14 protein-coding genes are annotated in these 18,552 nt (G+C 67.8%); all 14 read left to right on the forward strand.

Annotated features, from left to right (window positions below):
• Nucleotides 1–249: 249 nt before the first annotated feature.
• The 14 genes from AB0B55_RS14670 to leuS all read left to right on the forward strand — a co-directional run bounded on the left by AB0B55_RS14670 (nucleotide 250) and on the right by leuS (nucleotide 18,363).
• A complete protein-coding gene (locus AB0B55_RS14670) occupies nucleotides 250–1,977 on the forward strand; it encodes a non-ribosomal peptide synthetase (RefSeq protein ID WP_357171919.1) in 1,728 nt (575 codons plus the stop codon).
• Nucleotides 1,974–3,188: a cytochrome P450 gene (locus tag AB0B55_RS14675; protein ID WP_357124297.1), complete on the forward strand. Its 1,215-nt coding sequence runs from the start codon at nucleotides 1,974–1,976 to the stop codon at nucleotides 3,186–3,188. Before AB0B55_RS14670 ends, AB0B55_RS14675 begins: the two co-directional genes overlap by 4 nt.
• Nucleotides 3,185–4,480, forward strand: coding sequence for an MFS transporter (locus AB0B55_RS14680; RefSeq protein ID WP_357171920.1), 1,296 nt, complete (start codon nucleotides 3,185–3,187; stop codon nucleotides 4,478–4,480). Before AB0B55_RS14675 ends, AB0B55_RS14680 begins: the two co-directional genes overlap by 4 nt.
• Complete coding sequence (locus AB0B55_RS14685) at nucleotides 4,477–6,390, forward strand: hypothetical protein (protein ID WP_357171921.1); 1,914 nt, start codon at nucleotides 4,477–4,479, stop codon at nucleotides 6,388–6,390. Before AB0B55_RS14680 ends, AB0B55_RS14685 begins: the two co-directional genes overlap by 4 nt.
• Nucleotides 6,391–6,398: 8 nt before the next feature.
• Nucleotides 6,399–7,667 carry an ATP-grasp domain-containing protein gene (locus tag AB0B55_RS14690; RefSeq protein WP_357124287.1) on the forward strand — a complete coding sequence of 423 codons (1,269 nt, stop codon included), beginning with the start codon at nucleotides 6,399–6,401 and terminating at the stop codon, nucleotides 7,665–7,667.
• 473 nt (nucleotides 7,668–8,140) lie between these two features.
• Nucleotides 8,141–8,983 (forward strand): methyltransferase domain-containing protein, encoded by an 843-nt coding sequence (locus tag AB0B55_RS14695; RefSeq protein WP_357124284.1) that lies wholly within the window; start codon nucleotides 8,141–8,143, stop codon nucleotides 8,981–8,983.
• A 19-nt stretch (nucleotides 8,984–9,002) separates the two neighbouring features.
• Nucleotides 9,003–9,731, forward strand: coding sequence for a class I SAM-dependent methyltransferase (locus tag AB0B55_RS14700; protein WP_357171922.1), 729 nt, complete (start codon nucleotides 9,003–9,005; stop codon nucleotides 9,729–9,731).
• Nucleotides 9,728–10,732: a S66 peptidase family protein gene (locus AB0B55_RS14705; protein WP_357171923.1), complete on the forward strand. Its 1,005-nt coding sequence runs from the start codon at nucleotides 9,728–9,730 to the stop codon at nucleotides 10,730–10,732. The genes AB0B55_RS14700 and AB0B55_RS14705 overlap by 4 nt, the downstream gene beginning before the upstream one ends.
• A complete protein-coding gene (locus AB0B55_RS14710; protein ID WP_357171924.1) occupies nucleotides 10,729–11,406 on the forward strand; it encodes an SDR family oxidoreductase in 678 nt (225 codons plus the stop codon). Before AB0B55_RS14705 ends, AB0B55_RS14710 begins: the two co-directional genes overlap by 4 nt.
• 88 nt (nucleotides 11,407–11,494) lie before the next feature.
• Nucleotides 11,495–12,532 (forward strand): phytanoyl-CoA dioxygenase family protein, encoded by a 1,038-nt coding sequence (locus tag AB0B55_RS14715; protein WP_357171925.1) that lies wholly within the window; start codon nucleotides 11,495–11,497, stop codon nucleotides 12,530–12,532.
• A gap of 24 nt (nucleotides 12,533–12,556) precedes the next feature.
• Nucleotides 12,557–13,471, forward strand: a complete 915-nt coding sequence (locus AB0B55_RS14720) for a phosphotransferase (protein ID WP_357124269.1) — start codon at nucleotides 12,557–12,559, stop codon at nucleotides 13,469–13,471.
• Nucleotides 13,472–13,551: 80 nt separating this feature from the next.
• Nucleotides 13,552–14,001 carry a hypothetical protein gene (locus tag AB0B55_RS14725; protein ID WP_357171926.1) on the forward strand — a complete coding sequence of 150 codons (450 nt, stop codon included), beginning with the start codon at nucleotides 13,552–13,554 and terminating at the stop codon, nucleotides 13,999–14,001.
• Entirely contained in the window at nucleotides 13,998–15,155 is a 1,158-nt protein-coding gene (locus AB0B55_RS14730; RefSeq protein WP_357124263.1) for a hypothetical protein, read from the forward strand. Before AB0B55_RS14725 ends, AB0B55_RS14730 begins: the two co-directional genes overlap by 4 nt.
• Nucleotides 15,156–15,486: 331 nt before the next feature.
• Entirely contained in the window at nucleotides 15,487–18,363 is a 2,877-nt protein-coding gene (gene leuS / locus AB0B55_RS14735; RefSeq protein ID WP_357172032.1) for a leucine--tRNA ligase, read from the forward strand.
• The last annotated feature ends 189 nt before the right edge of the window (nucleotides 18,364–18,552 follow it).

Raw genomic sequence — 18,552 nt, forward strand, 5'->3', positions numbered from 1 at the left:
GCCAAGGAGATCTCAGAGGCTGCAGGTCGACGCCAATCCGACCTTGACGGATTTCGGCGAGGCGACCGAGGCGCCGCAGTACTCCGGCTGGATTCCCCCGGACTGGCAGCCCACCAGCACCGATCACATCGCCTTTCAACCAGACATTCCTGAGATCGAAACGAGGGAGCGCCCGTGGTAGACCACAGATCGACACGCCCGGCCGTTGACACAGCGCCACCGCCGTCACCGCAGACCCTTGTCGAGCTCGTGTCCGCGACCGCCGCTGCCTATCCCGACCACAGCGCGTGCCGAGACGACCAGATGGATTTCACCTACCGCGAGCTCGACCGGCTCTCGACCGACCTCGCGCTGGCCCTCGTGGAGGCCGGCGCCGAGCCGGGCGATCGTATCGGTCTGCTTCTCGAGCGTTCGGCCATCGTTCCGGTCGCGCTGCTCGCCGTCCTCAAGGCCCGAGGCGTCTACGTGTGCGCAGACCCACGGGACCCCGACCAACGTCGCAAGGAGATGTTCTCCCGGGCCGGGGTGGCCCTCGTCATGGTGTCGAGTTCGTTCGTCCACCGCGTCGACGGCGACGCGAAGCTTCTCGTACTCGATGCCGGCGACCTTCCGGCGGCGTCCGGGGCTGTCGACGACCTCACCCCGCCGTCGCCGTCGGACGCGGCCGGCCTGGTCTTCACCTCCGGATCGACAGGTCAGCCCAAGGCCATCGTGCTCGGGCATTCGGGCCTGACCTGGTTCGCCCTGAACGACGCGCTGCCCGACCTGAGCACCGACGACTGCATGGGCCAGATCTCCAGCCTGTCCTTCGACGCCTTTCACTACGAGATCTGGCGTGCCCTGGCGACCGGCGCGACGCTGGTCACGCTGCCGCACATTCCCCAGATGCTCGCCACCGGCATCGAGCGGCAGCTGACCTCGCGAAGGATCACCGCTCTTCTGGTGCCGACGATGGCGTTCAACCACATCATCGAGGCGGATCCCCGGGCGTTCAGCGGAGTGCGGGTGCTGGGTGTCGGTGGGGACGTGCTCGCCGTCTCCGCGGTGCGCAAGCTGTACGACGGAGGCTTCGCTGGGGCGTTGTACAACCTGTACGGCCCCGCCGAGATCACCACCGCGTGCACGATCCACGCCGTCCGCCCGGCCGATGCGGACGAGCCGAGCATCCCCCTGGGTCGCACCCTGGACGGCTGCTCCATCGAACTGGTGGACGAGGCGGGTCGCCCCGTGCCCCCCGGCACGCCCGGCGAGGCCGTCATCGCCGGGCCCGGCGTGAGCCTGGGCTACCAGGACAGCCCGGTTGAGAACGCTGCCGTCTTCGGGACGGCCGTGATCGGGGACGCCGAGGTGGCGACGTACCGCTCCGGAGACATCCTCGTGCAGCACGATGACTGGCTCGAGTTCGTGGGCCGGCGCGATCGGATGGTCAAGGTCAGCGGGCACCGGGTGGACCCGATCGAGATCGAGCGTGTTCTGCTCGATCACGAGTCCGTCGACGACGCTGTGCTGATCGTGGAACGGCAGTCGGTGGAGCCGTCCCTGGTCGCCATCGTCGTACTGCGCTCGGGGGCGAGCGTCGCCGAACTGCGGGAGTTCGCCGAGTCGCGGCTCCCCGCGCACCTGGTTCCGCACTCGTTGGTCACCGTGGATCGACTCCCTTCCACCGACCACGGCAAGCGCGACGTGAGTGAGATGCGCATGCTCGCTCTCGCCGAGAGCGCACGCCTGTCGGCCTTCACTCCCCCTGTCACCGAGACGCAGAAGCGGGTCGGGGCCATGTGGAGCACGCTCCTGCGGGTCTCCCCCGTGGGTCTCGATGACGACTTCTTCCGGCTCGGCGGCAACTCGATCCTGCTGTTCCGCCTGAACAAGATGATCAAAGCCGAGCTCTCGGTCGACCTCGGCTTCAAGGATCTACTCCAGGAGAAGACGCTCACCGCGCTGTCCGAACTGATCGATGAGCGGGCCACGAGATGACGCAGTCCTTTCCCGACCTGCGCGACGCAAATCTCTTTCGCACCAACGCCCCCGAAGCGATGTTCGCGCAGCTGCGGAAAGAGCAGCCTGTCTACTGGAATGACGGTGGGTCGGAAGAGGGCTTCTGGAACCTCTCCCGCTACGCGGACGTCTCCGCCTGCTACCGCGACCATGACTGGCTGAGCTCGCTGAGCGGGGCCATCATGGGCAGCTCCTTCCACTCGGACCAGGACTCCGCCAGGAGCAAGATGCTCGTCGCGAGCGACCTGCCTGAGCATCGGAACTTCCGCCGGGTGTTCCTCGGAGCTCTCGGCCCCGCGATGGCGCAGCGAATCCGCCAGCAGCTCCAGGCCCTGCTCGATCGCGAACTCGGCATCCTCCTGGCCGACGGCGGTGGCGACTTCGCGCGTTCCATCTCGCGTCAACTTCCGGTCGCCGCGCTGATGACGCTGCTCGGCATCGACGAGTCCGCCGCCAATCACGTCGTCGACCTCACCGACGCCGTGGTCGGCTACCGGGACGAGACGCTGTCCGACCTCTCCGTGCCCGAGGAGACCCGACGGGCCGTGGCACAGATAGAGCTGCTCGGGTTCCTCGACGAAATTCTCGAGGAACGACACGCCACGCAGCCCCGTGACGACGCCCTCAGCCACTTCCTCGCCGCCGAACGCACCGGCACGCTCACCCGCGACGAGGTGATCTACAACCTCGTCAATCTCGTCTTCGGTGGCAATGAGACGTCCGCCCACACGGCGTCCGGGTCGTTGCTGCTCATGATGCAGGAGCCGTGGTCGTACACCGCGCTGGTCGAGAACCCCGATCTGGTGCCCAACGCACTCACGGAGATGCTGCGGCTCACCTCCGTCGCCGCCTACGTCAAGCGGGTGGCCACCAGTGACAGGACGATGCACGGCACGACGATCAAGGCTGGGCAGACCGTGCTGCTCTGGATCTACTCCGCCAACCGTGATCCTTCAGAATTCGAGAATCCCTTGGAACTACGCCTCGACCGAAAGGCAACGAACCACCTGGCCTTCGGCGTCGGCATTCACCGCTGCGTAGGGGCGACGCCGGCGCTGGTCGAGCTCGAAACGCTCCTTCACGCGGTCGCAGCGCTGAAGGACGTGCGATTGATCCCGGACGGTGAGCCCGTGCGACTGCAGTCCAACTTCATCCGCGGCTTCACCTCCCTCCCGGTGCGGGTCAAGTGACCGACGAGATGGAGCAGACCCCGAGCCGTCCGGGGCTGAAGCGCGAGTTCCGCCTCCTGCTGACCTCCCAGGGCGTCAGCGGCTTCGGCGATGTCCTCGCCCTCGTGGCAATTCCGTTCGCGATGCTCGCGCTGGACAAGAGTGGATTCCTCACCGGGCTCGTCCTCGCCGCACGCACGATCGCCCAGGTGGCGGTGCTGCTGCTCGGCAGCGTCGCGGTCGACCGCTTCCCGCCTCGGCCGCTCATGATCGCCGCGGATCTCGTGGCCTTCGGAACCCAGGCCTCGATCGGCATGTTGATCGTCTTCGGCAACCCCTCGGCGTGGCAGCTCGTGGCGTTGTTCGCGGTCAACGGGGCAGCCGCGGCGCTCTACATACCGGCGACGAGCAAGATCCTGGCCGGACTCGCCACCGGCCGCGACCTGCAGACCGCCAACGCCGGTCTGTCCATGACCTTCACGTCGGTCGGCATCCTCGGGTTCCCACTGGCGGGCCTCCTGGTGTCCGTGACCTCGCCCGGTGTCGCGTTACTGGCCGATGCCCTGACGTTCCTCACCAGTGCCCTGCTCCTGACGCGCATCCGTGGGATCCCGGCAACTGTCGCCCAGTCGGACAGCTCCTGGGCCGCCGACTTTGTGACCGGGGTCAGAGAGGTGGCACGGACGCCATGGCTGACCGCCGGGCTCGCCAACGCCGGAATGTTCCAGATGCTCGTGCTCGGCATGCTGCCGGTGCTGGGCCCGCTCCTGGCGATCAAGCACTACGACGGCGTCGCCGGCTGGTCCGCGCTGCTACTCGCGAGCTCGCTCGGGATGTTGGCCGGCGGATTCGCCTCCACCCGCTTCGTTCCGAAGCGCCCGCTGCTGGCCGCGTACACGGCGACCGCGCTCGGGGTCGCGCCCGGCCTGATCCTGCTCGCGACGGGTGCCCCCCTGCCGATCACCCTGGCCGGCATGTTCGTCTACGGCGTAGCTCTCGCGATCTTCAACACCCTCTGGGGCACCACCGTTCAGCAGCGCGTGCCCGGCAAGATGCTGGGGCGGGTGTCGGCGCTCGACGGGTTCGTCTCGTACGGTTGCCGGCCTCTCGGCCTGCTGCTGGCCGTTCCGGTGGCTGCCGCCACGAGCCCGCTCCTCGTCGTGGTCATATCCGCCGTCGCGGTGGCGCTGCTCGCCGCGACCGTCTGTGCCGTGCCGGTGTTCCGAGGAGAGGAAGCCTCGCGACGTCTCCGCGAACGGCCCGACGTGAGTGACCCGGCCGCCCCGCAGCATGAAAGGCCGGTCGCCCGATGACACAGACCAGCATGCTCTCGCAACACCACGACCTCGACACGTACGTGCGCGAGCTCGCGGACCCCGACTCGTTCCCGGTGCTGCGGAGCAGGAGTGCACCGGTCGACGTCACGTCGCTGGGAACGCCGGACAGGTCCCGACCGGTCGCCGACCTTCGCGTCGTGTGCGTCTCAGCTTCGCCTGTCGCCCGCGTCGCCGAGGCGCTGGCGGCCCGCTTCGGTGGAACGGTCATCGCGCTGCCGGCCGGCGGCCTCGGCGAGCATCTCGTCCTCGACGATCAGGCCGCCCACGTACTCGTCATCGCCCTCGCCGACGAGGTGTCCGTCGATGACGCCCTCGCCGTCGTCGATCGGGTCAACGCGTACCGGGACCGGCCGGGCGGGCGGGTACCCCGGCTCGGGTTCCTGACGGCGGGCGACCTGGACCAGCTTTCCTGGCTGATCCTGAAGAACCTGGCGTCGGGGCATCGTGAACCGGCCTCTCGGAAACACGTGTTCCTGAGCCCCTTCCCCAATGGTCCGCTGCTGAGCGCCGGCGCCTTGGTCCTCAGCGGGGCGCAGGTCACCCGCGAATCGGTCCACCAGGCAGTCGTCGCCGGCAGCGCGACCTTCCTGTCGATCACGTCGTCCGGGCGGGAGCACGCGGTACTGCTCAACGACACCGTCCTGTGCGGCAGCGATCACGAGTCCCGCCGACAGTGGCTCGAGCTCGGTACGGGTGGTGGGGCTCCGCACTGCGCGTTCGAGGGCACGTGCTTCCTGCCCGGAGTGAGCCTGGACGACGTGATCGAGGCGAGATCGGTCCGAGCCGAGGTCGTCTTCACCAACTCCTGCCTCAGCTGGCGCCCGCACAGCGGCCGGGCGCCCCGTCAGTTCCTCCTGACCAACGCGCTCAGCTCCGGCTACGCCGCGGCGGCCATCGGCCCCATGTTCCCCTCCCACACGACGGACTGGGCCACCGAGACGTTCCACCGTCTGTGCGACGCGGGAGTCCCGCTGGGTGAGGTGGTCGCAGCCCTCAACGGCAGGGCGAGGGAGACCGGGACGGAACTGCCCTACTTCGCCCTGCTCGGGTTCCCGTGGTTGGTGGCCGGTGGAGTCGCACCGGCCGACGAGGCCACCTTGAGGCGTTGGGAGGCCGACGCCGCACGCTCGGCCGATCCCGACGTCGCGCCCGCTACGACAGCCCCGACATCCGGTTACGGCACGGCAGCGACCCCGCAACAGCTGCTGCGGAGCCTGCTCGATCTCGGCCTGAACTCGACGGCCCTCGAAACCTGCGTGGCCGAGTTGGAAGCCCGGTCCGTACCCGACCCGGACCTTCTGGCCCGGGCACAGATGGCGGCGGCCGCCGAACTCATCGACTACACATCGGCCACCTACTCCGGGTTCGACAGCATCTGGGAGCCCGTGTTGGCCACCCGGACCCACGCGTCGCGGACGCCGTGCCCCTACTGCGACGCCACCGTCGAGGAGCTGGTCGGCACCAGCCCGGACCGACCCTGGACCTCCCGCACGGCCGCGTTCTGCCATCGATGCAGCCACGTGTGGGACGCCCCCGCCGATCCTCAGCTACAGGTGCCGCTGATCGACATACCCGAGGTCTGGCATCGCGGGGAGGACGTTCGCGGGACGGTTCGACTGCTTCCGGGCGCCGACGGCTGGAGGACCGACCGACTCACCGTCGGCTGGTTCCTGCACGGGCAGTACTTCCAGGGCGTCGACGTTCCGGACCCCGGTGAGGTACGGGTGACGCCCGGGAGCACCGACGATGTCCTGCTGTCGGCGCAGATGCACGTCAACAACGACGCCTTCCCCTATCACCAGCATTTCTGTCGCGTAATCGTGATCGCGTCCGGCGCCGTCCACCTCGGCGGGCGAGCGTTCGCGATCGTTCCCGAGGAACGGTGAGACCGAAGATGAGTGTCCCCCGCCAAGTCCAACCGCAGGTCCTAATCCTTTCCGAGCTGAACGCCGGCGGAGTGCGCTACATCGTGCACGCCCTCCGGGAGCGGGCGTACTCGCCCGTACTCGTGTCCAACGAGCCCGACGACCTCAACCGAGGACTGTGCGACGGCCACGTCCTGGTCGATTGGGCGCACGACTCGGAGTCTCAGCTTGCCGCCAAGGTGGCTGCCCTGGCCCCGGCGCCGGTTGCCCTCATCAATCTCGTCGAAGCCCTGATCCCGTGGCAGATCCACCTCGTGGAGCACTTCGGCGTGCATGGGGCTTCGCCCGGTCTGGCCACACTTCTCAGCAAGGCGAAGGTCAGGTCGGCGATGCGTGAGCACGGCCTCTCCGACCTGCGGTTCACGGCCGGGCCGGCCGCGTCGTTCCCACTCGACGACGTGCCGGGCTTCCCGGTAATCGGCAAACCGTCGCAACGCAGCGGCGCGTCCCGGAGCGTACGGCTGCTGCACGACCGTGCGGAGGCGACTGCCTTCCTGCTCGAAGCGGCCCACGATTTCGGCGCGGACTGCGAGATGATCCTTGAGGAGTTCGTCCCCGGCACCGAGTTCTCGATGGACGGTCCGGTGACCGGTTCCCGGTTCACCCCGGTGGTCATCTTCGAGAAGGACGCGCACGTCGGGCAGCGCTTTCACGACACCGGGCTACTCGTCTCCCCGCCCACGTCCGACGGGGTCGACGAGGCCGCCCGGCGCCTGGCCGACCGGGTGTCGCAGCTCTGCGCGGCCATCGGTGTCGACGAGGCCTGGTTCCACGTCGAGGGCCGGGCCGCCGGCGGCGTCGCGGAGCTGATCGAGATCAACCCGCGCGTGGGCGGCGGCGTGAACCTGCACGCCGTCACGCAACTCACCGGGCTGAACCCGATCGACACCCTGATCGACATGGCGCTCTTCCACCCCGACGAGCGCAAGCCGAGGGAGCCCGCTCGACAACCTCATCCGGTCGAGGCCCAGCTGTGGGGCGCGCTTCCGATCCAGGCGGACGAGGCAGGAATCGTCACGTGCCACAGTGCGGTGGCCGACCTGCTGGGCCTGCCGGGCGTCGTCGACGGTCTCGTCCTCTCCCCCTACCGGGCCGAGTCGATCGACCAGGAGAACTTCTTCGCTCACTTTCTCCTGGCCGCACCGGACGTGGCGACCCTGCGGGCTCGCGCTGCCGCAGTGCGCGACGCCCTGGTCTACACGGTCAGTCCGCTTCCGGAGCACACCGCCGCCGGATGACCGTCTGCCGATTTTTCCGCCAATGCCCAGCAAGGTGACGGTGATCCCGAACAACGTGTCGGCACGGGCTGTCAGACGGGGTTGAATCCGCTTTCTGACGCACTCCGCACTTCATGCCACGACCGCACTCCTACCCCACGCACAAAAGGCATACCAGCCAATGATCAGCCACCGAACCGGGTGCGAAACACCGAGTTCAGCGGGCGTGCACTTGGCTGCCCAAGACCCTGAAGAAACCGTCGATCAATTGATCAGAAGCCCCTTGTCGCACGTCACTGTCGTCCGGTAGGTTTCCTAGATATCGAGAACAGCCGCTCCAACCCCACCGAGGTGACGCAACGAGTTCCTACGCGCCGAGATGCCCGGTAATGACCGAACCAAACATTTGTCTCAAGCATCCGCGACTATGCGCATTCTTCGTTGATCAATGCCCTTTTACTCTCGACCAGTGAGGCCGCGTAGCTATGTCACTCATGAGTACTGAGCAGTTCGAAAAGTTCTTCGAGCCCTACGCCCCCAATGTGCAAGGATTCTACGAGGCACCTTTCTGGGCCTTCTCCGACGCGCTGGTGCGTGCGCTCATGGACAAACATCTGGGCATCCAGGCCGGTCAGCACATCCTCGACGCCGGAGGTGGCACCGCCCGTTGGGCGCTCTGGGCCGCCGAGCACTTCGACGTGGACGTCACCGTCGCCGACAAGTCGGAGAAGATGGTCGAGGAAGCGCTCCAGAACGTCGCCAAGTCGCCCTTCGGCGAACGCGTCACCGTGGTGCTGTGCGACCTCGAGGACGCTCCCATGCTGGCGGACGAGTCGTTCGACGCCGCCATCTCGACCTACGGGGTACTCAGCTTCCTGGACCAGCCGGCGGCGGCCTTCGACACCCTGGCACGCGTGCTCAAGCCGGGCGCCCAGGGCATGTTCATGTCCCACTCGCTCTCCAACGCGCTGCACTCCAAGCTGAGCCGGGACGGCGTCACCCCGGAGGAACTCGACACCCTCCTGAACGACCAGATCGTGCGCTGGGCCGAGCACGTTCCGCCGCTGCGCGTGTACTCCGCGTCCGACCTGCGGGAGCTCGGCGAAAGGGCCGGCTTCGAGGTTCCCCGCGTGTACGGTGTCCCGCTGCTCACCTACCCGGGCCCCGAGGACTTCGGCTACCCGTACGAGAAGCTCGGCTTCGTGTCGAACGCGCTTCAGGACCAGGAGTTCTTCAACGCGGCGCTGGCGGCGGAGCTGAAGGCGTCGGAACGCCCGGAGTGGGCCGACCGCGGGGTCAACCTGATGGTCCACGTCCGGAAGCCCGCCGATGACTGACGTAGGGGCCGGTGTCGAGATGCCGTACGCGCAACTGGCTCCCATCTACGACCGGTGGACGGCCGAGAACCCGTACGACCGGTGGGCCGACTTCGTGGAGCGACGGCTGAAGCAGCACGACGCCCGGCGCGTCGTGGACCTGTGCTGCGGCACCGGACGCCTGACGCGGCTGCTTCGCGGGCGAGGCTTCGACGTCACGGGGATCGACGGGTCCGAGGAGATGCTCGCGCAGGCCCGTGCGATCGACGGCGAGGGGGCGGACTACCTACTGCGTACCCTCCCGTCCGCCGATCTCGGCGGCACGTACGACGCCGCGTTGTGCACGTTCGACAGCGTCAACTACATGGCTGCGGACGGCGCGCTCGCCGAGCTGCTTCGCGGCGTGGCTACCGCCCTGCGGCCCGGGGGTGTCTTCATCTTCGACGTGAACACCCAGCGGAAGATCGAGCAGGTTTTCGGCTCCTCGCACTTCGGCGACGATCTCGATGATTTCGCCTATGTCTGGCGCAATCGTTACGATGCGGCGACCCGGAGCATCGAGTTCCTGATCACCTTGTTCACGCGCGGCGATGGCGCGAGCTTCAGCCGGGCGACCGAGTATCACCGGCAACGGTGGTTCACCGAGGACGAACTCGAGACAGCCTGTGCGGAGTCGGGATTTCGGGTTCTGGAGGATCTCGACGACTACACCGACAACGCCGTGACGCCGGACACCATGCGACGCTGCCTCGTTCTGGTCAAGGAATGACCCAGAAGCTGCTCTACCCTTCGCCACTGCGGCCCGGTGACACGGTTGCCATCGCTTCTCCGTCGAGCCAACCGCCACCAACCCCTGCGCGGTTTCGTCGTGGTGTCGCCTTTCTCCGTGCGTCGGGGTTCGAGGTTCGTGTGCCTGAAGGAGCAGCCAGGCCAGAGCCTCGATCCCCGGCGCAACGCGCGGAAGAGCTCAACGCTCTGCTCATTGATTCCTCCGTGCGCGCGATCATCGCCAGCATCGGTGGCTACAACAGCAACGCCCTCCTACCGATGCTGGATTTCGACGCGCTGCGTCGAGACCCGAAGTTCCTCGTCGGCTACAGCGACATCACGGCTCTTCACCTGGGGATCCTCAGCCGGGCCGGAGTTGTCTCGTTGCATGGGCCGACCCTGCTGCCGGAGTTGGCGGAATTCCCGGCGCCGCAACCCGTTTCGGAACAGGAACTGCTGCGGTTCTTCTCCGGGGCCTGGGCGGGCCCTCTTCCGCACGTGCCCGCGTGGACGGATGAATTCCTCCAGTGGGATCAGGACGATGTCCGGCCCCGCACGAAGACGTCCGGGCCGGAGCAGCGTTGGCTTGGCGCCGGGAGCGTCTCCGGGCCGCTGATCGGCGGCAACCTCGAGACCCTCGAGGCACTGCTCGGCACCGCCTATTTCCCGAGTCTGAACGGTGCGATCCTGTTCTGGGAGACCTGTAACACGTCGCTCGGCCCCATCGAGCGCTCGCTGGATCATCTGGAACAGGCCGGCACGCTCGACGACCTCGCCGGCGTGGTCGTCGGCCGCACCTTCCGTGCACCGCCCGAGCTCTCCGCCGAGATCGAGAAGGCGATGGTCCGCCGACACGGCGGCAGCGGGATGCCGGTCGTCCTCAACGTCGACATCGGGCACACCGATCCGATGCTGACCCTGCCGATCGGCCATCAGGCATCGCTGGACGCGGACGCGCGGGAACTCGTGCTGGCACCCCGACCCGGCGAGGAGCTGCGATGAGTTCCGCGCTCGTCGTGGGCGGCCGGCGCGGACTCGGCCGGGAGGTGGCCGAGCAGCTGGAGCAGGCAGGTTGGTCCGTTCTGCGCACCGGCCGTTCACGGGCGGACCTCGAATCCGCGGACGGTCGTGCTCGCGACTACGAGCCGCTCGATCTCCGTGACGACAGCTCGGTGGCGCGTCTCGCCCACACCCAGGCGTCGCGTGGCAGGACGTTGGATCTCCTCGTGATCAGTGCCGGGAGCGCGTCGCTGGGTGGCATGACCGAGCTGGAGCCAACCACGTTTCTCACGATGCTCGACGAGCACGTGGTCGGGACCTATCGACTGGTCCGGCAGTTCCGTCCGCAGCTGGCCGCCGCTCGCGGCCACGTGATTGTGGTCCTGTCCCGGATGGGCAGCCGCCCACGACCGCACGGCTACGGGTACGGAACGGCGAAGGCCGCAACGGGGTTCCTCACGCAATGCCTGGCCATGGAGCTGGAACCAGACGGGATCCGATTGAACTACGTCAGTCCTGGGGCGATGGACACCGACATGTTCCGCACCGCATTCCCTGGCCGAGATCCCGCGACCGCCCTGGACGTGGGGGATGTCGCCCGGACGATCGTCGCGCTGACGACGCCGGAGTTTCACCATCTGTCGGGCGCGGTCATCGAGCTCCCCAGACCTCGATGACGAGATGGGTCGACGTCGCCCGCGGGCTGATCCTTGAGCCGCACGAATTCCAGTCCGGAAATCACATCCTCCCGAGGGGGTAGGGCCGGTGACAGAAGACAGGCACCAGATCACCGCTTTCCATGACTCCACCCCGGATCTCGACGATCCTGGGGCGCTGCTCGGCAGACTGCGCAGGGACGGCTACCTCTTCCTCCGTCAGGTCGTGGATCCCGAGCTGCTCGAACGCGTACTCGCCGACTTCACCCGACCGATCGGCGAGAACGGCTGGTTCCTCGGTGATCCGGCCGACCGGCGAGCCGATCCGGCCAAGTTCACCGTCGAGCCGCAGGAGAACTACCGACGCGTCTACCACCAGGCGTACCGGTCGGAGGCGTTCCACAGCGTGGGCCACTCGATACGGGACAGTCTCCTGGAGCCGCTCCTGGGCGAGGCCGCGCTCATTCATCCTCGCCCCATCGGCCGCATCGTCTTTCCGGCCTCCAGCGCTCCTCGCAACATGGACTTCACCACGCCAGCGCATCAGGACTTCGTGTCCGTGCAGGGCACGACCAACGCGTACACCTGTTGGGTGCCCCTGCACGACGTCTCCTGGGAGGACGGGCCGTTGGCCGTCGCCGAGGGCTCGCACCTTTGCGGCGTACGACCGAGTGTCCCTGCCCGCGGCACCGGCGGCACAGTGATCGAGGATGTCCCGGACGAGGACTGGCGCAGCGGCGAGTTCACCCGCGGCGACGTCGTCATCTTCAATTCGCTGACGGTCCACCGCGGCTTGCCGAATCGCTCCGATCGGTTCCGGATATCGACCGACTTCAGGTTCCAGCCGCTCACGGAGCCCATCTGCGACCGTAGCCTCGCACCGTCGACCTCCGCGCTCGCCTGGGACGCGCTCTACTCCGCCTGGGAGAACGAGTCGTTGAAGTACCACTGGGATCGGCCGGAGCTACGGACCGTTTCGTTCGACTTCCGCTACGAGGAAGAGCGCAACCGACAGGCGATCGAGTACGCGAGGCGCGGCGACACGCGAGCGATCTCGTCCCTCCAACGGATGGCTGTGCACGACCCGGACCCCGCTCGTCGCCAGCTCGCCGGTGAGCTGCTCGCGTCGTTGAACGCGGTCGTGTAGTGCCGGAGACCGACAAGGATCGACATGAGAAGTGAACTGGCCCAGGACCGCCCACCGGCTGATCTGGTACGCCGGGTGGAGCTGCTCCTCGGTCCCGTCCGGGACTGGCAGAAGGTGGTGCGCGGCTTCACCGGGGCCGAACGATGGCTGGTGGTCGGCGACGACGGCGGCCCCCGGTTCGTCAAGGCGGCCACGGACGAGCTCACGGCCCGATGGCTCCGGGACGAGGCGGTGATCTACGAACGCGTCGATGCGCCGTGGTTGCCGGAGGCGATCGCCTGGGACGCGGGCGGAAGCCGTCACCCGGTCCTCGTTCTCGAAGGACTGCACGACGCGCAGTGGCCCCCACCCTGGGACGCCACCATGATCAGCCTGGTATTGGAAACGCTCGACGCGGTCCATGCCATCGAACCTGACTTCCCGCTTCCGCTCCTGCGGGACGACGTCGAACTGCTTGGTGGTTGGGACGTGGTGGCTGAGGACAGGAACCCGTTCCTCGCGACCGGGCTGGTGTCGGCCGGCTGGCTGGACCGGGCCCTACCTGCACTGAGCAAGGCGTCGGCCGCGGCGTCGGTCGACGGAACCTCTCTGCTGCACCTCGACATCCGCAGCGACAACCTGTGCTTCACGTCGGCGGGTGTCCGGATCGTCGACTGGAACTGGGCCGCGATCGGCAATCCGGTCTTCGACATCTGTGCCTGGCTGCCGAGCCTGCGAAGGGAAGGCGGCCCGTTGCCGGACCAGGTGCTGGCCGGGCAGGGCGAGTTCGCTGCCGTGCTCGCCGGCTACTGGTGCTCCCAGATGGGCCTTCCCGACACGGGCCCGCCCTCGGGTCGTCGGCTGCTCCAGCGCGATCTCGGGAAGATCTCACTCGACTGGGCCGCGCGGGAACTCGGGCTCGACGCACCGGACGGCACGGCCGACCCGAGGCAGCCGTGAACCGGCCCGCCCCATACGCCGAAGCCCGTGCGATGGGCCTGCGACGGGTCGATCCGCGGGAGTGGGCGAGCCTGCGGGGTATGCACGAGACGCTCAGGTCGGCGAACTGGGACCGCCTGTCGGCTCCGCTGATCGCGCCATGGTCCGACAACCGGTGCACCTTCGTCGGCATCCCGGTCTCGGCGGGCTCACGCCTGGGGCCCCGTCGACACTTCACGACCGCGGCCGGCGCCACCGGTGCCTTCTCGGTGCGCACCGTGGGTCTCGACTTCCAGCTCGTGCCCGGGGAGCGCCTGCGCCGACAGCGGCTCCCCCTGGCGGTGTACTCCGTGGGCGATGCTCTCGGGACCGACGGGAGCATCGAGCACGACGTGCTGCTCGCCGAGGAATGGTCGCGGCCCGAGCACTCGACGAGCGATGACCTTATGACCGTTCTCGCCTCCTCCGGATGGCAGGTCGCGCACGAGACCACCGACCTGACGTCGGTGTTGCGGCGGGTCCGGACATGCGCAGTGAGGATTGCCCGATGATCCCCGACGTGAGCCGGAAGATCCCCGCCTACCGGCGACGACTGATCGCGGCCGGTTATCTCAGCCGCCATCACATCGGCGCCGGCTACACCAATCTCACCGGCGACGGTCTCGACCTGGCCGAGCGCCTGATGGCGACCTTCCATGACCTCGTCGCCGCGCACTGGTCCGTGGACTGGGTGGCGCACGACGCGGTGATGAGCGACCGGACGAGACTCGACACCGCCCGTGCAATGTCCGAGAACTTCGACTGTTACCTGCTGGAGGACGGCCGACCCGTACTCTTCGATCTCAACCTCGCGCACCTGCGCTGGCTTCGGGCGGCAGCGCTGGATCGGACCGCCCGTGCCGTCGTGTCCGCGAGTGGGATCTACCGACCGGTCGCGCGCACCGAGCCCCTGATCCGCGACGAGTACATCGCGCCGTTCATGGCAATGCACGTCGTCGTGCCTCGCGGCCAGTTGGCCGAGGGCTGGGCGGCCGTCGAGGACATCCTGGCGGGCATCGCTGCCGCGGTCGGCGCTCCCCTGCTGCTCGTCGAGCAGCCTCCGCCGCCTCACTACGCCGATCGGTGCCTCGCGGCCCTCATGCCCGATCCGCGGGACTCGCTCGAGCCGTGGTCGCTGGCCTACGAGCTCGGGCCGGAGTTCCTCGCTCACCTCGACGCCCCGGACACCGCAGTCCTCGAGATTGGGATTTCGGGACGTCTGCTGGCCTTCCTGGCCCAGCTTCAGACCGGACTCGCCGCGGCCTTCGGAAGTACGGTCGCGCCCCTTCACGTCCATGTTCGTGGCGAAGACCCCCGCGCGGAGAGCATGGACACCGGGCTGCGCTGCCGGGTGGAACGCAGGCCGGTCCCCGCCGGCGCGTTGGCACCGGTGCTCTGGGTGCCGGGGCAGGCCAGGGCGGCGCTTCTCGTGGAGGACTACTCCCGCTGGTACCCGGTCGACGACCCTCACCAGGACCTGCCTGAGCTGCTCGGCCGAGCCGACAGGTTGCTCGCCGACGGCGCGACGCGACGGCTGACCGACATCATCCACGGCGCGCACGCCGTACATGGTCGCCCGACTCGCGGGTCGCTGCGGGTCCTGCGCGCCCCCGCCCCGGATCTCGTCGGCCAGCACCTCGTACGACGGTCCTACCAACCTGCGTGACTCGCCGTGGCCTCGGGACCATCCATGCTCGACAGTCGGCGTCCTGGTCCGCGCAACGCATCGGGCCGGCAGATCAGCCAACGTCGACGACTCGGGCTGAGGTACTAGGCTAGTCTCTCCAGATGGATACGTCGCGACTGCGTCTTCCCGAGCAGCGCCGAGCAGTCCCGGAGCAATTGAATGACAGCCCCCGGAGCAGGTGCGGCTAGGCCTCCGGGCACCGGGGCTTGCTCTTCTCCTTTTCCGAGCGCAGCCCGCACGCGTTTCCGCGTCCACGCGAGTCGGGGCCAGGCCCGACCGGACCAGATGGAGATACAGGACGATGAGCGACATGACTTCGAACAGTCATGAGCACCCGGAGAACGACGGTACGCCGCCGTTCCGCTATTCGGCCGCATTGGCCGGCCGTATCGAGCTGGAATGGCAGCAGCGCTGGGAGAAGGAAGGCACCTTTTACGCCGCCAACCCCACCGGGAACCTAGCAGGTCTTGCCGGTCCCAAGCGCAGCTTCGTCATGGACATGTTCCCGTACCCGTCCGGTTCGGGGCTGCATGTCGGGCACCCTCTCGGGTTCATCGCGACCGACATCTACGCGCGCTTCATGCGGATGAACGGCCACAACGTCCTGTACACCATGGGGTACGACGCCTTCGGGCTGCCCGCCGAACAGCATGCCATTCAGACGGGCACCCATCCGCGGGTGACGACCGAAGCCAATATCGAGCGCTACCGCGACCAGCTTCGTTCGCTGGGCATGTCCTACGACTACCGACGCTCGATCACGACGATCGAACCGGATTACTACCGCTGGACGCAGTGGCTCTTCCTGCAGATCTTCAATTCGTGGTACGACCCTGAGCTCGATCGGGCGAGGCCCATCGACACCCTGGTGGAGCAGTTCGAGCGCGGTGAGCGCGCGGTGCCGGGCGGTCAGGCGTGGGCGGAGTTGTCCCCGCTCGACAAGGATGAGGTGCTCAGCGAGTACCGGCTCGCCTACTCCAAGGAAGCGCCCGTCAACTGGTGTCCGGGGCTGGGCACCGTGCTGTCGAACGAGGAGGTCACCGCCGACGGGCGTTCCGAGCGTGGCAACTTCCCGGTCTTCCGCACCCGGCTGCGTCAGTGGATGATGCGCATCACCGCGTACGGTAATCGCCTCTTGGACGACCTGGAGGGGCTGGACTGGCCCGAAGCGATCAAGCTGCAGCAGCGCAACTGGATCGGTCGTTCCGAGGGCGCACGCGTCGAGTTCGCCGTCGACGGCGTCGAGCGATCGATCGACGTCTTCACCACCCGTCCCGACACCCTGTTCGGCGCCACGTATCTGGTGCTGGCGCCCGAGCACGACATGGTGGACGAACTGGTGACCGCGACGTGGCCGGAACAGTCGTCGCTTCCGGAAACCTGGACCGGCGGGTACGCCACACCCGCCGAGGCTGTCGCTGCGTACCGGAGGCAGGCCGCCAGCAGGTCGGAACTGGAGCGGATGGCTGAGGATCGCGCCAAGACCGGCGTGTTCGTCGGCAAATATGCTCGTAACCCGGTAAACGGGGAACTGCTGCCCATTTTCGTGGCCGACTACGTACTCATGGGGTACGGCACCGGCGCCATCATGGCCGTACCGGCCCATGACCAGCGTGACTTCGAGTTCGCCCGCGCCTTCACACTGCCGATCCGCTGCGTGGTGGAGCCCAAGGACGGACGCGGCACGGACCCGGCCGAGTGGCCCGATGCCATGGCCTCCCATGACGCACGACTCGTGAACTCCGCCAACACGTCGGTGTCCCTGGACGGGCTCACCGTCGCCGAGGCCAAGAAGCGCATCACGGCCTGGCTGACGGAGCATGGTCCGGGCGAAGGCATGGTCAACTTCCGGTTGCGGGACTGGCTGTTCAGCCGGCAGCGGTACTGGGGGGAGCCTTTCCCGATCGTCTACGACGAGGACGGCGTCGCCCATGCGCTGCCGGAATCGATGCTGCCCGTCCGGCTGCCCGAGATCGACGACTACGCTCCGCGCACCTATGACCCCCAGGACCTGAGCAGCACCCCGGAGACGCCACTGTCCCGGTCCGTCGGGTGGGTCGAGGTCGAGCTTGATCTGGGCCGAGGGGACGGGCCGCGACGCTATCGGCGTGAGACCAACACCATGCCGAACTGGGCGGGCTCGAGCTGGTACCAGTTCCGTTACATCGATCCGGACAACCAGCAGGCGATGGTCGACCCCGCGAACGACCGCTACTGGATGGAGCCGACGGAGCACAAGCCGCACGGCGGAGTTGATCTGTACGTGGGCGGATCAGAGCAGGCCGTCCTGCATCTGCTGTACGCGCGCTTCTGGCAGAAGATCCTCTTCGACCTCGGGCACGTCTCGTCCGACGAGCCGTTCCACCGGCTCTACAACCAGGGCATGGTCACCGCCCACGTCTACCGGGACAGCCGGGGCTTTCCGGTGCCGGCCGCGGAGGTAGAGGAGCGCGACGGCGGCTGGTACTGGAAGGGCGAACGGGTCAGCCGAGAAGCTGGCAAGATGGGCAAGTCGCTGCGGAACGCGGTCTCGCCGGATGAGATCCGCGAGGAGTACGGCGCCGACACGCTGCGGCTGTACGAGATGGCGACCGGCCCCCTGGACGCGTCCCGCCCCTGGGACTCCCGAGCCATCGTCGGCTCCCACCGGTTCCTCCAGCGGCTGTGGCGCACCATCGTCGACGAGCACACCGGCGATCTCGTGGTCACCGACGAGGAGCCCGATACCGAGACCCTGCGGGCCCTGCACCGGGCCATCAACGGGATCGCGGCCGACCTGTCCGGGCTGCGCTTCAACACCGCGGTCGCCAAGGCCATCGAACTGGTCAACTTCCTGGTCAAGCGGGGCAGCACGCCGCGCACGGTGGCCGAGCAGGCGGTGCTGCTCGTGGCTCCGCTGGCCCCGCACATCGCCGAGGAGATGTGGCAGCGGCTGGGATACCCCACGTCGTTGGCTCGTCAGCCGTTCCCCGTGGCCGACCCGGCATACCTGCGCCAGCCCACGGTCACCTGTGTGGTGCAGATCCGGGGCAAGGTCAAGGCCCGGCTCGAGGTGGCCCCCGAGATCGGCGAGGACGAGCTGCGCAGTCTCGCCCTCGCCGAGGCGGCGGTGGTCTCCTCGCTCGGGGACGCCGAGGTGCGCAAGGTCGTTGTGCGCGCACCGAAGCTGGTGAACATCGTCATCTGACGGGTGGTGGGTGGCCGGGCAGCACTCCGGCCACCCACGTCCGGCAAGGAGCGCGACCCGAGCGGTGACCACAGCTACTCCTTGCCCTTCGGGCAATTACACCCGGCACCTGCACCTGTCGACGATCATCGTCTCCACCGGCCGCGGACGATAGGCTGCGGTCGGCGTCCGACTGACCTAAGGGGAACG

Source organism: Micromonospora sp. NPDC049107, assembly GCF_040648595.1.
Taxonomy (GTDB): domain Bacteria; phylum Actinomycetota; class Actinomycetes; order Mycobacteriales; family Micromonosporaceae; genus Micromonospora.

Coding starts and splice junctions, on each gene's coding strand:
- AB0B55_RS14675 (WP_357124297.1), top strand. CDS start 1,974: ATGACGCAGTCCTTTCCCGACCTGCGCGACGCAAATCTCTTTCGCACC.
- AB0B55_RS14685 (WP_357171921.1), top strand. CDS start 4,477: ATGACACAGACCAGCATGCTCTCGCAACACCACGACCTCGACACGTAC.
- AB0B55_RS14690 (WP_357124287.1), top strand. CDS start 6,399: ATGAGTGTCCCCCGCCAAGTCCAACCGCAGGTCCTAATCCTTTCCGAG.
- AB0B55_RS14695 (WP_357124284.1), top strand. CDS start 8,141: ATGAGTACTGAGCAGTTCGAAAAGTTCTTCGAGCCCTACGCCCCCAAT.
- AB0B55_RS14700 (WP_357171922.1), top strand. CDS start 9,003: ATGCCGTACGCGCAACTGGCTCCCATCTACGACCGGTGGACGGCCGAG.
- AB0B55_RS14705 (WP_357171923.1), top strand. CDS start 9,728: ATGACCCAGAAGCTGCTCTACCCTTCGCCACTGCGGCCCGGTGACACG.
- AB0B55_RS14710 (WP_357171924.1), top strand. CDS start 10,729: ATGAGTTCCGCGCTCGTCGTGGGCGGCCGGCGCGGACTCGGCCGGGAG.
- AB0B55_RS14720 (WP_357124269.1), top strand. CDS start 12,557: ATGAGAAGTGAACTGGCCCAGGACCGCCCACCGGCTGATCTGGTACGC.
- AB0B55_RS14725 (WP_357171926.1), top strand. CDS start 13,552: ATGCACGAGACGCTCAGGTCGGCGAACTGGGACCGCCTGTCGGCTCCG.
- AB0B55_RS14730 (WP_357124263.1), top strand. CDS start 13,998: ATGATCCCCGACGTGAGCCGGAAGATCCCCGCCTACCGGCGACGACTG.
- leuS (WP_357172032.1), top strand. CDS start 15,487: ATGACTTCGAACAGTCATGAGCACCCGGAGAACGACGGTACGCCGCCG.